The sequence below is a fragment of the Stenotrophomonas sp. 3(2025) genome (assembly GCF_052665395.1).
In genome coordinates this window covers 39071-52778 of the sequence record NZ_JBQOIF010000023.1, presented here as the reverse complement: position 1 = coordinate 52778, position 13708 = coordinate 39071, and the positions used below count along the sequence as shown (strand labels likewise).

12 protein-coding genes are annotated in these 13708 nt (G+C 65.5%); 3 read left to right on the top strand and 9 right to left on the bottom strand.

The features are described from left to right. Positions 1-20: 20 nt before the first annotated feature. Genes ACUXVE_RS16240 through ndk form a run of 4 tightly spaced genes read right to left on the bottom strand, consistent with a single transcriptional unit; the run spans position 21 to position 3316 of the window. Positions 21-881, bottom strand: coding sequence for a helix-turn-helix domain-containing protein (locus ACUXVE_RS16240; protein ID WP_445514796.1), 861 nt, complete (start codon positions 879-881; stop codon positions 21-23). Positions 882-899: 18 nt separating this feature from the next. Then, complete coding sequence (locus tag ACUXVE_RS16235; protein ID WP_093819806.1) at positions 900-1688, bottom strand: tetratricopeptide repeat protein; 789 nt, start codon at positions 1686-1688, stop codon at positions 900-902. Beyond that, positions 1675-2880: a 23S rRNA (adenine(2503)-C(2))-methyltransferase RlmN gene (gene rlmN / locus ACUXVE_RS16230; protein ID WP_445514795.1), complete on the bottom strand. Its 1206-nt coding sequence runs from the start codon at positions 2878-2880 to the stop codon at positions 1675-1677. The genes ACUXVE_RS16235 and rlmN overlap by 14 nt, the downstream gene beginning before the upstream one ends. Positions 2881-2890: 10 nt before the next feature. After that, complete coding sequence (ndk, locus tag ACUXVE_RS16225) at positions 2891-3316, bottom strand: nucleoside-diphosphate kinase (protein ID WP_008265389.1); 426 nt, start codon at positions 3314-3316, stop codon at positions 2891-2893. A gap of 321 nt (positions 3317-3637) precedes the next feature. Here ndk and ACUXVE_RS16220 point away from each other — a divergent pair, with 321 nt between their 5' ends. The 3 genes from ACUXVE_RS16220 (at position 3638) to ACUXVE_RS16210 (ending at position 7983) form a co-directional block, all read left to right on the top strand. Beyond that, a complete protein-coding gene (locus ACUXVE_RS16220; protein ID WP_093819811.1) occupies positions 3638-4306 on the top strand; it encodes a TetR/AcrR family transcriptional regulator in 669 nt (222 codons plus the stop codon). A 26-nt stretch (positions 4307-4332) separates the two neighbouring features. Beyond that, complete coding sequence (locus ACUXVE_RS16215) at positions 4333-6705, top strand: 3-hydroxyacyl-CoA dehydrogenase/enoyl-CoA hydratase family protein (RefSeq protein ID WP_445514794.1); 2373 nt, start codon at positions 4333-4335, stop codon at positions 6703-6705. 69 nt (positions 6706-6774) lie between these two features. Continuing rightward, a complete protein-coding gene (locus ACUXVE_RS16210; RefSeq protein ID WP_032977565.1) occupies positions 6775-7983 on the top strand; it encodes an acetyl-CoA C-acyltransferase in 1209 nt (402 codons plus the stop codon). A gap of 431 nt (positions 7984-8414) precedes the next feature. On the opposite strand, the gene galU is transcribed toward ACUXVE_RS16210, so the two are convergent. Genes galU through ACUXVE_RS16185 form a run of 5 tightly spaced genes read right to left on the bottom strand, consistent with a single transcriptional unit; the run spans position 8415 to position 13669 of the window. Next, positions 8415-9293 carry a UTP--glucose-1-phosphate uridylyltransferase GalU gene (galU, locus tag ACUXVE_RS16205; protein ID WP_025875017.1) on the bottom strand — a complete coding sequence of 293 codons (879 nt, stop codon included), beginning with the start codon at positions 9291-9293 and terminating at the stop codon, positions 8415-8417. Beyond that, a complete protein-coding gene (locus ACUXVE_RS16200; RefSeq protein ID WP_162292037.1) occupies positions 9290-11203 on the bottom strand; it encodes a polysaccharide biosynthesis protein in 1914 nt (637 codons plus the stop codon). The genes galU and ACUXVE_RS16200 overlap by 4 nt, the downstream gene beginning before the upstream one ends. A 15-nt stretch (positions 11204-11218) precedes the next feature. Next, positions 11219-12196, bottom strand: a complete 978-nt coding sequence (locus ACUXVE_RS16195) for an MraY family glycosyltransferase (RefSeq protein ID WP_445514793.1) — start codon at positions 12194-12196, stop codon at positions 11219-11221. Positions 12197-12199: 3 nt separating this feature from the next. Beyond that, positions 12200-13378 (bottom strand): lipopolysaccharide assembly protein LapB, encoded by a 1179-nt coding sequence (gene lapB / locus ACUXVE_RS16190; protein WP_049466151.1) that lies wholly within the window; start codon positions 13376-13378, stop codon positions 12200-12202. Positions 13379-13384: 6 nt separating this feature from the next. Continuing rightward, positions 13385-13669 carry a lipopolysaccharide assembly protein LapA domain-containing protein gene (locus ACUXVE_RS16185; RefSeq protein ID WP_025875021.1) on the bottom strand — a complete coding sequence of 95 codons (285 nt, stop codon included), beginning with the start codon at positions 13667-13669 and terminating at the stop codon, positions 13385-13387. Positions 13670-13708 lie beyond the last annotated feature (39 nt).

Sequence of the window (13708 nt, the reverse complement as noted above, 5' to 3'; positions counted from 1 at the left end):
GAAGGTGGTGAAACCGTGTCTCAGTGCGAAACCGGGACAACGGAGCCTTCAGAGGATACCTGAAAGCGTGCCACGTTGGCTCGCTGGTAGGGCGTCAGATCGACGATAGCGCCGTTCTGCTGAACCTGGACCGCCGAAGCGTTGCCCAGGGTCACGCGGGTCACCTGGCCCGGGGTGAAGCTGCGGGTCTCGCCGGCCTTGATCAGCGCTTTCTCGACGGTACCGCCCTCGGGGCCGGCGATATCGACCCAGCTGTCACCGCTGAACTGCATGTCCAGGTTGGCGGCAGGGGCCGGCGCAGCGCGCGGCACCGGGGCCAGCGAGGCGACGTACGGGGTGGCGGCCGGCTTGGCGACGGGCGCGGCCGCGACCTCGGCGGGCGCCGGCACGGCAGAGCCGGGGCCGGCCGGGGTAACCGGTACGGCGGCCGGGATCACGTCCAGCGAGGCGGTGCTCGGTGAAGGCGCGGTGCCATCGAAGTGACCGCGGGTGGCGAACCAGACCGGGACTGCCAGCACGGCGGTGATACCGACATACAGCGCACGGCGGCCAAGATTCTCGGCAATCCGGCGCGCACGCGGGGTGTGGGTGTGGCTGACCAGGGTGGGCGGAACCACCGGGCCAACCTGGGCCTGTTCCAGCAGTTCGCTGACATCGACGCCGAGCAGGCGGGCGTAGCTGCGCAGCTGGCCGCGCACGAACACCGGCGCTCCCAGCTTCTGCCACTGCTCCTGCTCGAGCGACTTCACCACTTGAACCGGCATGCGCAGGCGCTGGCCGACGTCTTCAAGGGTCAGTCCGGCGGCCTCACGGGCCTGGCGCAGGCGGGTGCCGCAGCCGGCCACGGTATCGAGATCGCTCACAGTCTGGTCATCAATCACAATGCATCAACCCTGGAGTTAGGAGCCCGCGTCCTGCGGAAATTCCTGTCGAATCCGCTGAAGATAGCGATCAGATGCTGCCTGATCACCCAGTCGCGCCTCGATTTCAGACGCAAGTTGTAACACGGAACGCGTGGCCGGTGCAGCCGCAATCCTACGTTCGGCGAAGGCCCGGGCTTCCATGAACTGGCCGCGACGGAAGCTCAGCTGGGCCATCGCCTCCAACGCGACCGGGTTGCCAGGCACGTGGGAAAGGGCGGCGCGCAGGTCGCGTTCGGCACGTTCAAGCTGGCCAGCATCCAGCGCGCATCCACCGGCATTGGCCAGGGCAGCGGCGGGCGTGGCGTAGTCCGGGGCCGTCAGGGCACGATCGAACCAGACCAGCGATTCGGCCGAGTGCCCGTGCTGGCACAACCATGCCGCGTAATTATTGAGAACGTCACCGCGTTGCGGTGCCAGCTCTGCAGCGCGGCGGAAGCCATCCCCCGCCTGCTGCTCGCGACCCCTGCGGTCTTCCACCCCGGCCAGCAGCATCACCGCGTCCACACCGTTGGGCTGCAGCTTCAACGCGCGGCGCACCTTGCGCTCGGCCTCGTCCAGGCTGCCCACCTGCATGTCACGGGCGGCCAGCGCCAGCAGGTCCTCGTAGTGGAACTTCTGGCGCACGCCCGGCGCATCGCGGACGCTGTGGATCGGCGCAACCCCGCCCGGGCCGATCGGAATCTCACTGGTGGTCGTGCATCCGCCCGCTGCCAATGCCAGCGCGCCTGCGAACAGGGCCACCGGCAGGCGGTCAGGCCGCGGCATCGCTCCCCTTCCCCGCCTGCAGCGTCTTGTTGAACTCGGCCTGGCGGCGGGTACGATCCATCACCTGGCCCTTGAGCTGGCCACACGCAGCGTCGATATCGTCGCCACGGGTGCGGCGCACCATGGTCAACACGTTGCTGTCGAGCAGGATCTTCTGGAAGGCGCGGATATGCGCTTCTTCCGAGCGCTCGTAGCGGGTACCGGGGAACGGGTTGAACGGGATCAGGTTGACCTTGCCCGAGTCCCTGGCCTGCACCGCGTTGTCGAACTGGTGCATCAGCCGCGCCAACTGGCGGGCATGCTCGGGCTGGTCGTTGATGCCCTTCATCAGGGTGTATTCGAAGGTGACCGATTCGCGGCGCTTGTTGGCGCGCAGGTAGCGTGCGCACGAAGCCATCAGCTCGGCGATCGGGTACTTCTTGTTGAGCGGCACGAGGGTCTCGCGCAGCTCATCGTTCGGCGCATGCAGCGACACCGCCAGCGACACGTCGCTTTCGGCGGACAGGCGGTCGATCTGCGGCACCAGGCCGGAGGTCGACAGGGTCACGCGCTTGTTGGCCAGGCCGTAGCCCAGATCGTCGCGCATCACGCTCATGGCACGCACGACGTTGTCGAAGTTCATCAACGGCTCGCCCATGCCCATCATCACCACGTTGGTGAGGCGGCGCATCTGGTGCGGCACGTTGCCCAGGTGGCGTGCGGCAATCCACACCTGGCCGATGATCTCGGCGGTGGTCAGGTTGCGGTTGAAGCCCTGGGTGGCGGTGGAGCAGAACGTGCAGTTCAGGCCACAACCGACCTGCGAGGACACGCACAGCGTGCCGCGGGTCTTGTCGGGGATGTACACGGTCTCGATGGCGTTCTTGCCATCCACGCCCATCGCCAGCAGCCACTTGTGGGTGCCGTCGGCGGAGGGCTTGTCGAAGATGACGTTCGGGACGAGGACCTCGGCATGCTCCTGCAGCTTGGCGCGCAGGACCTTGCCGAGGTCGGTCATCTCATCGAACTCGGTGACGTAGCGATGGTGGATCCACTTCATCACCTGATGGGCGCGGAACTTCTTCTCGCCGAGAACCTCGACGAAAAACTTCTCCAGGCCCGCGCGATCGAGGTCGAGCAGGTTCTGCTTGCCAGCCGTGGGTGCCGACTTCGGCAGCGGCTGGATGGCGATTTTCTGTACGACCTCGTTCACGGCATTACTCTCAGCGCGAGACGACTTCGGTGGCGGCGAAGAAGTACGCGATTTCAATCGCGGCATTCTCGACCGAGTCCGAGCCGTGGGCGGCATTGGCATCGATGGATTCGGCGAAGTCGGCGCGGATGGTGCCCGCAGCGGCTTCCTTCGGGTTGGTGGCGCCCAGCAGGTCGCGGTGGGCCAGGACGGCGTTCTCGCCTTCCAGGGCCTGGATCATCACCGGGCCGGAGATCATGAACTCGACCAGTGCGTTGAAGAACGGACGCTCGCGGTGCACGGCGTAGAAGCCTTCGGCTTCACGACGGGACAGCTGCTTGTACTTGGCGGCCACGACCTTCAGGCCGGCCTTTTCGAAGCGGGCGTAGATTTCGCCGATGACGTTCTTGGCAACGGCGTCCGGCTTGATGATCGAAAGGGTGCGCTCCAGCGCCATGGGATGTCTCCAATGGAATCGGGCCGCTGATGGCCCGAAGGGTAACAAAAAAAAAGCCGCGTCGAAACGCGGGCTTAGCCTGATAAACGTGCGCGGATTGTAAAAGATCCCGCTCAGTAGTGCCAGCCCATGGCTGGCAGGCAGGATGCCGGATCTCGAGCCCCGGAGCCTGCCCATTCAGGATCAAGCGTTGCCAGCCATGGGCTGGCACTACTGAATCCCTTGTAACCGGGTGACAGGATTTTGCTGCACTGCAAAATGCCATACGGTACCGTCTGGTTCTAGTATCAAACAATCGTTTGATTAAGGTCCGCCCGCCCGATGGCCAAGCCCGCCCACTTCTCGACCAAGGACCGGATCCTCGGCGCCGCCGAGGAGCTGTTCGCCCAGCACGGCTTTGCCGGCACCTCGCTGCGCCAGGTCACCAGCCAGGCCGACGTCAACATTGCTGCGGTCAACTACCACTTCGGCTCCAAGGAAAACCTGGTCAACGAGGTGTTCCGCCGCCGCATGGACGAGATGACCGGCGCCCGCCTGGCCCAGCTCGAGCGTGCCCGCAACGAACACCCCGGGCAACTGCGGCCGGTGCTGGCCGCCTTCGTCGAGCCGGCCCTGGCGCTGGCCCAGGACCGCCAGAACGGCGGTGCCTTCGTCCGCGTGATCGCCCGTGCCTACGCTGAAAAGAACGACAACCTGCGCAAGTTCCTGTCCGACCACTACGGCCACGTGCTGCGTGAGTTCGGCAAGGCGATTGCCACCTGCGTTCCCGGCCTGAGCAAGGAAGAGCTCTATTGGCGCCTGGATTTCCTCGCTGGCTCGCTGACCTATGCCATGGCCGATTTCGGGCTGATCAAGCGACCTGCCGGTGTCACCGAAACGGCGCATCGTGCCCATGCCGCCCATGAACTGATCCATTTCGCCGAGGCCGGATTCCGCGCCGCCGCCCGCAGCGGCAGCGCCCTGCCCGCCTCCCTTGATTCCACCCAGTAACTGCTGACCAACAAAGGCCCTACACCATGTCCAATTCCCTGCTAGTCCGCCGCGCCGCCGTGCTGGGTGCCGGCGTCATGGGTGCCCAGATCGCCGCCCACCTCACCAATGCCGGCGTCGACACCGTGCTGTTCGACCTGCCTGCCAAGGAAGGTCCGGCCGATGGCATCGTGCTGAAGTCGATCGCCAACCTCGGCAAGCTGAGCCCGGCGCCGCTGGCCAGCAAGTCGCTGGCCGAAGCCATTACCCCGGCCAACTACGAGACCGGCCTGGAACAGCTGAAGGACTGCGACCTGATCATCGAGGCCATCGCCGAGCGCATGGACTGGAAGCAGGACCTGTACAGGAAGATCGCCCCGTACGTGGCCGACCACGCCGTGCTGGCCTCCAACACCTCGGGCCTGGGCATCAACAAGCTGGCCGACGTGCTGCCCGAACAGCTGCGCCACCGCTTCTGCGGCGTGCATTTCTTCAACCCGCCGCGCTACATGCACCTGGCCGAGCTGATCCCGGCCATCACCACCGACGCCAGCGTGCTGGAAGGCCTGGAAGCGTTCCTGGTCACTACCCTGGGCAAGGGCGTGGTGTACGCCAAGGACACCCCGAACTTCATCGGCAACCGCATCGGTGTGTTCTCGATCCTGTCCACCATCCACCACACCCAGGAATTCGGCCTGGGCTTCGACGAAGTGGACGGCCTGACCGGCCCGCTGGTCGGCCGCCCGAAGTCGGCCACCTACCGCACCTCCGACGTGGTCGGCCTGGACACCATGGCCCACGTCATCAAGACCATGGGCGATACCCTGCCCAACGACCCGTGGCATGAGTTCTTCAAGTCGCCGAAGTGGCTGGATGCGCTGATTGCCAAGGGCGCACTGGGCCAGAAGACCGGCGCCGGCATCTTCCGCAAGGTCGGCAAGGACATCGTGGTGCTGGACCTGGAAAAGCAGGACTACCGTCCGGCTGATCGCGCCGCCGCACCGGAAGTGGTCGAGATCCTGAAGATCAAGAACCCGGCCGAGAAGTTCGCCAAGCTGCGCGAGAGCCAGCACCCGCAGGCGCAGTTCCTGTGGGCGACCTTCCGCGACCTGTTCCACTACAGCGCCTACCACCTGGCCGACATCGCCGAGACCGCGCGCGACGTCGATCTGGCCATCCGCTGGGGCTACGGCTGGTCGCTGGGCCCGTTCGAAACCTGGCAGGCTGCCGGCTGGAAGCAGGTCGCGCAGTGGATTGCCGATGACATCGTCGCCGGCAAGAGCATGAGCAACGCCCCGCTGCCGGATTGGGTATTTGACGGCCGTGACGGCGTGCATGCCGCCGAGGGCAGCTACAGCCCGTCGCGCAACGCCAAGCTGCCGCGTTCGTCGCTGCCGGTGTACCAGCGCCAGCGCTTCCCCGATCCGCTGCTGGGCGAGAAGTTCGCGCCGGGCGAGACCGTGTTCGAGAACGACGGCCTGCGCATGTGGCACGACGGCGATGGCATCGCCGTGGTCAGCTTCAAGACCAAGATGAACACCGTGTCCGACCACGTGCTGGATGGCCTGCAGGAATGCGTCACCCGCGCAGAGAAGGACTTCCAGGGCCTGGTGATCTGGCAGCAGAAGGAGCCCTTCTCCGCCGGTGCCGACCTGGCTGGCGCCTTGGGCCTGCTGCAGGCCGGCAAGGTCGACCAGTTCGAAGAAATGGTGCACAACTTCCAGCGCACCAGCCAGCGCATCAAGTACTCGCTGGTGCCGGTGGTGGCTGCCGTGCGCGGCCTGGCACTGGGTGGCGGCTGCGAGTTCCAGATGCACAGTGCCAAGACCGTGGCCTTCCTGGAAAGCTACATCGGCCTGGTCGAGGCCGGCGTCGGCCTGCTGCCGGCAGGCGGCGGCCTGAAGGAACTGGCGGTGCGTGCCTCGCAGGCCGCTGGCCCGGGCGGTGACGTGTTCGCCGAACTGAAGAAGACCTTCGAGACCGTGGCGATGGCCAAGGTGTCCAACTCGGCGGTCAACGCCAAGGAACTGGGCCTGCTGCGCAGCACCGACAAGGTGGTGTTCAACAGCTACGAGGCGCTGTACATCGCCAAGGCCGAAGCACGCGCCCTGGCCGAAGCGGGCTACCGTCCGCCGCTGCCGGCACGCCGCATCCAGGTGGCCGGCGACGTCGGCATCGCCACCTTCAAGATGATGCTGGTCAACATGCTGGAAGGCCGCTTCATCAGCCCATACGACTATGAGATCGCCGAGCGCATCGCCACCGTGCTGTGCGGCGGCAAGGTCGACCGCGGCACCCTGGTCGACGAAGAGTGGCTGCTGACCCTGGAGCGCAAGCACTTCGTCGAACTGGCCCAGCAGGAAAAGACCCAGGCCCGCATCGCGCACATGCTCAAGACCGGCAAGCCGCTGCGGAACTGACGGAAGACATCGGTAGTGCCGGCCGCTGGCCGGCAACCTCTTCCAACCCCTATTCAAGAGATCACTGCAATGACCAAGCAAATCCAGGACGCCTACATCGTCGCCGCTACCCGCACCCCGGTTGGCAAGGCGCCCAAGGGCATGTTCCGCAACACCCGCCCCGACGACATGCTCGCCCACGTGCTGCGCAGCGTCGTGGCGCAGGCGCCGGGCGTGGACGTCAACCGCATCGATGACGCGATCATCGGCTGCGCGATGCCCGAAGCCGAGCAGGGCATGAACGTGGCCCGCATCGGCGTGCTGCTGGCCGGCCTGCCGAACACCATTGCCGCGCAGACCGTGAACCGCTTCTGCTCCTCCGGTCTGCAGGCCGTGGCGCAGGCGGCCGACGCGATCCGCCTTGGCAACGCCGACCTGATGCTGGCCGGCGGCACCGAATCGATGTCGATGGTGCCGATGATGGGCAACAAGATCGCGATGGCCCCGAGCGTGTTCGACAACGACCACGTCGCCATCGCCTACGGCATGGGCATCACCGCCGAGAAGGTCGCTGAAGAGTGGAAGGTCTCGCGCGAAGAACAGGACGCGTTCGCCCTGGCCTCGCACCAGAAGGCCATGGCCGCCATCCAGAATGGTGACTTCAAGGACGAGATCAGCCCGTACGAGATCGTCTCGCACCAGCCCGACCTGGCCGACGGCAAGCGCATCATCACCCGCAACAAGGTGGCCGACACCGACGAAGGCCCGCGCCCGGATTCCTCCGCTGAAGGCCTGGCCAAGCTGCGTCCGGTGTTCCGCAACGGCCAGTTCGGCGGCACCGTCACTGCCGGCAACTCCTCGCAGATGAGCGATGGCGCCGGTGCGGTACTGCTGGCGTCGGAACAGGCGATCAAGGATTACGGCCTGACCCCGCTGGCCCGTTTCGTCAGCTTCTCGGTGGCTGGTGTGCGCCCGGAAGTGATGGGCATCGGCCCGATCGCCGCGATTCCGAAGGCGCTGAAGCAGGCCGGCCTGAGCCAGGACCAGCTGGACTGGATCGAGCTCAACGAAGCCTTCGCCGCGCAGTCGCTGGCCGTCATCCGTGACTGCGGCCTGGACCCGAGCAAGGTCAACCCGCTGGGCGGCGCGATCGCGCTGGGCCATCCGCTGGGTGCGACCGGCGCGATCCGTACCGCGACCCTGCTGCACGGCCTGCGCCGTCGCCAGCAGAAGTACGGCATGGTGACGATGTGCATCGGCACCGGCATGGGTGCGGCGGGCATTTTCGAGGCACTGTAAGGTTCAAAGCGTTGCCGGCGGACCTGTCGGTTTGCGGAAGGGCCCGGGCGGGTGAGACTGCCCGGGACACGCCGTAAACCCGTCCCTGGGGGCTTGGCAGCGGCATCCATGCCGCTGACAGTCCCGGCCAGCCTCACCCACCCGAGCCACCCAACATTCCGCGCAGCGGAGGGATGAGCAAAGGTAGTAGATCCACGCCATGCGTGGATGCTTTCGGCCTTGGGGTCAGAGCCCTTTGCTGCGCAAAGGGATCCGACCCCGACCCACGAAAAAAGGCAGCCAATGGCTGCCTTTTTGCTCTTGCTTCTGCCTTTGATTCCGCCCTGCCCGTCCGCGCTCGCAGGAAACTGTCGAGAGGCGTGTCCTGCAGCGGCCTGCCTGCGCCTCCCCCAGCTATGCAGTAAGGCGCTGCCGGAGCGCTCGAAAAACCCTTACTCCGCCAGCATCGCCGCCAGCTTCTCGCGCGCCGGGCCGGCCAGCTTCGGGTTGTCCAGCGCGAAGCGGATCGTGGCCTCGACCAGCCCCAGATGGGTGCCGCAGTCGAAACGGGTGCCCTCGAAACGATAGGCATCGACCTCGTCGGTCTTCAGCAGTTCGGCGATCGCATCGGTCAGCTGGATCTCGCCACCGGCACCGGTGCGGGTCTGCTCAAGCAGCTCGAAGATCTTCGGGCTCAGCACATAACGCCCCACCACTGCCAGGTCACTCGGTGCATCTTCCGGCTTGGGCTTCTCCACGATCTGCGAGATACGCCCCTTGCGGCCGTCGAACGCCTCGGTGGCGACGATGCCGTAACTGGCCGTCTTGTCGTGGGGCACGTCCTCCACGGCAATGACGCTGGCACCACTGGCCTCGTTGAGGTCGGCCATCTGCTTGAGCGCACCCGCGCCGCGGTTCCAGATCAGATCGTCGGGCAGCAGCACCGCGAACGGCTCGTCACCGATGACCGCCTTGGCGCACAGCACTGCATGGCCCAGGCCCAGAGCCTCGGCCTGGGTGACGAAGATCGCGCGCACGCCTTCCGGCAGCACATGGCGGATCAATTCGAGCTGCTCGTGCTTGCCCGCGCGCTCGAGCTTCTGCTCCAGCTCGTAGGCCTTGTCGAAATAATCGGCGACGGCGTGCTTGTAACGGTTGGTGATGAACACCAGGGTGTCACAGCCTGCTTCGATCGCCTCATCCACGGCGTACTGGATCAGCGGCCGATCGATGATCGGCAGCATCTCCTTCGGCACCGTCTTGGTCGCCGGAAGAAAACGCGTGCCCAGACCCGCTACCGGGAATACCGCCTTGCGAATGCGCTTGCTCATTGGTGCCTGTTGGCCTCACGTGCCGGAAAGGGCACAACCTTAGCGGATGAAATGTAAGCATCCTGTTCGATTGGCGAGAATTCCGGCATGGTCGCAAACAGGATTTCCTGGATCGTATCGATGTCGTACCGGGCAATGGCCTCGCGCAGCTTCGGCACGTTGCCCAGCACGATGTCCCGCGAGAACGAACGGACGCCGGCCTCGAGGATCTTCGGGTGCGCGGTCGGCCGGTAGTCCTCGTCGGAATAGAACAGCGTCTCGTGCAGCTTCTCGCCCTGGCGCAGGCCGGTATAGATGATCGGAATTTCCTTGTAGGGCTGCTTGCCCGCCAGGCGGATCATCTGCTCGGCCAACACCCGGATCGGCACCGGCTCGCCCATGTCCAGGGTGTAGATCGCGCCGTGCGACGCTGACGCGGCCGCCTGCAGGATCAGCTGGCACGCCTCGGGAATGGTCATGAAATAGCGGCTGACCTCCGGGTCTGTCACCGTGACCGGGCCGCCCTTGAGGATCTGTTCGCGGAACAGCGGCACCACGCTGCCGGCCGACGCCAGCACGTTGCCGAAACGCACGGTCACGAAACGGGTGTGCGTGGACTTCTGGTCCAGGCTCTGGCAGATCATCTCCGCATAGCGCTTGCTGGCGCCCAGCGCATTGACCGGGTCGACCGCCTTGTCGGTCGAGATGAACACAAAGTGCTCGACGTGGGCTTCCAGGCAGGCGCGGGCCACGTTCTCCGTGGCCAGGATGTTGTTGCGCACGGCTTCACGCAGCTGACGCTCCAGCACCGGCACGTGCTTGTAGGCAGCCGCATGGAAGGCGGTGTCGACCGGGTGCAGCGACAGCGCGTGGCGGATCACCGCGGGATCGCCACAGTCACCGAGCACCGCTTCGATCTCGACATCGGGGAAGCTGCGGCGCAGCTCGCCCTCGATGGTCAACAGCAGCAGCTCACTGATCTCCAGCAGCACGATACGACCGGCGCCATGGCGGGCACACTGGCGGCACAGTTCGGACCCGATCGAGCCACCGGCACCGGTCACCATCACCGTGCGCCCGCCCAACCAGCCACGGATGAGGTTCCAGTCCGGCATGATCGGCTTGCGGCCAAGCAGATCTTCGATCGCCACTTCCTTCAACTGGCCCGGCAGCGACTGCCCCTGCAGGATGTCGCTGAGCTTGGGCACAGTCCGGAACGGAATGCCGGTGCTCTCGCAGATGGCCACCACGCGCTGCATGCCCACCGCATCCAGTGAGGGCATGGCGATCACCAGCAGCTTGGCTGCGGTCTCGCGGGCTACTGCCGGCGCGTCGTCCAGGGTCCCCAGGATCGGCAGGCTCTGCAGCTTGGCGCCACGCAGGTGCGGTGCATCATCAAGCAGGCCGACCGGCTCGAAATTGCCGGACCGGCGCAGGTCGCGCACCAGGGTCTCGGCGGCCTGGCCGGCGCCGAGAATCAGCACCCGGCGCGCGGTGGAGTCGGACTGCAGCGACTGATAGTCCTTCCATGCCCGGTACAGCAGGCGCGGCGCGCCCAGCAGTGCCGACAGCGCGAACGGATAGATCACCAGCACCGACATCGGCACGCCGTCGAAGCGCTTCCAGGCCAGTACCAGAACAATGGCGATCAGGCCGATGAAGCTGGCCTTGAAGATGTTCAGCAGGTCGCTGACGCTGGCAAAACGCCACAGGCCGCGATAGAGGCCGATACGCCAGAACACCAGTCCCTGCAGCGCCAGTACCAGCGTCGTATCCACGTTCCACAACGGCAATGCGGGAGCGTCGGCAAGGATCGAGTACCGACCCGCATGCAACAGCTGCCAACAGGCCCATACCATGAACAAGTCGTGGCAGACGATGGCCGTACGCGGCATCAGACCGAGGATTCTGTCCCGCCAGGGTGAAGACATAGATCGAGTAATTCCTTATCGGTGGCGCAATCCATTGCGCAGGAGGAGCCACAGCAGGGTCAGCGCGGCAAACCACGCGACCGCTACGGCAGCCTCCCACCTCGGCTGCAAATTGGTGCAGATATTGAACACTGTAATACTGAACAGGCCCAGAACAAAGTACATCCCTGTCACCAGGGCATGGCTGGCTCCTGCCTGCACCGCGCGCTGGTAGACATGCTGGGTGTGGGGTTCCATCCAGCGTTGGCCTGAAAGCATGCGCGCCAACAGCGTGAAGCCCGCGTCCACAAGGAATGCAGACAACGGCAGCAACAGCAGGATCCAGTTGATGTCGGTGTGAAGTGCGGCGACCGCCAGCACGACGGCCACGGCATAACCCAGCGCGCCACTGCCCACATCACCCATGAAGATCCGCGCCTGCGGGAAGTTGAATGGCAGAAAACCCACGCACGCCAGGCCAAGAACAACGGCCACCAGCGAATAGGGCCACGGCAGCACGGTGGCAAAGCCCAGCGCAACGATGACGGCCTGGCTGCTGGCAATCCCGTTGATGCCATCCATGAAGTTCCAGATGTTGATCAGCGAGGCGGTGAAGAACAGCACCAGCAGGCTCAACAGCCAGCTGCCGCCATGCATCTTGACCAGCCCTGCCAGCAACAGGGCGGCAAGGAAATGCACCAGCAGCCGGCGCATGGCTGGCAGCGGCCGATGATCATCCCACCAGCCAATGCCGGCCACCAGCAGCAGGCCAAGTCCGGCGACGGCCAGGCTGGGCGCGGCGTCCGGCCAGAAAAATGCAGCCACGGCTGCGGCAACCAGCAGACTGATCACGATGGCGATACCGCCACCGCGAGGGGTTGCGACACTATGGCTGCGGCGCTCGCCGGGCTGATCCAGCAGCTGCCTGCGCAGCGCATACACGCGCGCTGCCCAGGTCAATGCCGCGCTCAGCAGGGCCAGGCCCAGCAGCGCGGCCATCACTAGCCACGGCATGGTTCAGAGCACCGCGTAGTTCAGCAGCGGCTTGACCGTACCCCATTCCTTGCAGCTGGGGCATTGCCAATGGTGGGTGCGGGCGCCGAACCCGCAGCGCGTGCAGCGGTAAGCGGGGTTGCGCACCAGCAGCTGGTCGGTGATGTGCTTGAGGTCATGCAGGGTCGCGGTCGAATCTGCGCCCTCGGCCAGGGTCAGGTCGATCAGGGCCGATTCGCCACGCACCGACGGGCGGTCCTTGAGCTGGCGACCGAGGTAGGCGCGCGCAGGCGCAACCCCTTCCTGCTCTTCCATCAGGCGGGTCAGGGCCAGCACCGGGGCGATGCCGCGGTAATGCTCGGTCATCTCGGACAGGAAGGCGCGCGCGCCACCCAGGTCGCCGACCTTGCGGTAGTTGTCCATCAGCGCCGGCAGCACTTCCGGCAGGTACTCCGGATCGTTGCGGGCGGCACGCTCGAAGGCGCGCACGGCGGCCTCGGCATTGCCTGCATCGGTTTCCAGTCGTCCTTCGATGATGCCGGCACGGACCGACATGGCATCGGCCTGGTAGGCGCGGGCAATGGCCGCCCTCGCCTCCTCCAGCTTGCCAGCGCCACGGAAGCGCTCGGCGAGCTCGCATTCGAACTGCCCGATCAGCTTGCCCATCGGCTCGCCGGTGACATCCTCGAAGCGGGTAGCGTTGTCGATCGCCTTTTCCCAGTCGCGCTCGGCCTGGTAGATGCCGATCAGGTGCTTGAGTGCCTGCGGTGCGCGCTGGTCCAGCTGTGCCAGTTCAGTGAACACGGTTTCGGCACGGTCCAGCAGGCCGGACTTCATGTAGTCCTCGCCCAGTGCCAGCAGGGCCTGCACGCGTTGCGCGTCGCTCAGGTCCTGGCGGTTGACCAGGCCCTGGTGCAGGCGGATGGCGCGGTCCACTTCGCCACGGCGGCGGAACAGATGGCCCAGCGCGACCTGGGTCTCGAAGGTTTCCTTGTCCAGCTCGGCGATGTGCAGGAACAGTTCGATGGCCTTGTCCGGCTGCTCGTTGAGCAGGTAGTTCAGGCCACGGAAATAGGTGCTCGACAGGTGGCTGACCTGGTTGTCACCGTGGCGTTGACCGCCGCGGCGTCCGATCACCCAGCCGGCCAGGGCCGCCAACGGCAGGCACAGGAAGAACCAGAACCACTCGGAAACGAATTCCATCGTCGATCAACGTCCATCAAAAGATTGGGAGGGGGCAACCGGCGCCGACGGTGCAGCCGCCGACTTGTTGGCGCGGCGCAGCTGGCTGTAGAGCGGAATGACCACGCTTACCAGCACCAGGCCAGCGCCGACCACGACACCGATCAGCAGGGCGGCGATCAGCGCCACGCCGACGGACGTGTTCAACTGGGTAAACAGCAGGTTGATCGACATGGCCGTCATGTTGACCGCACCGATGATCAGACCAAGGATCAGCACCGCCAGCAGGACCAGCAGACGAAAAACTTTCATGCGACAGCTCCATTGGCAGGAGGCCGTAGCTTATCCGAC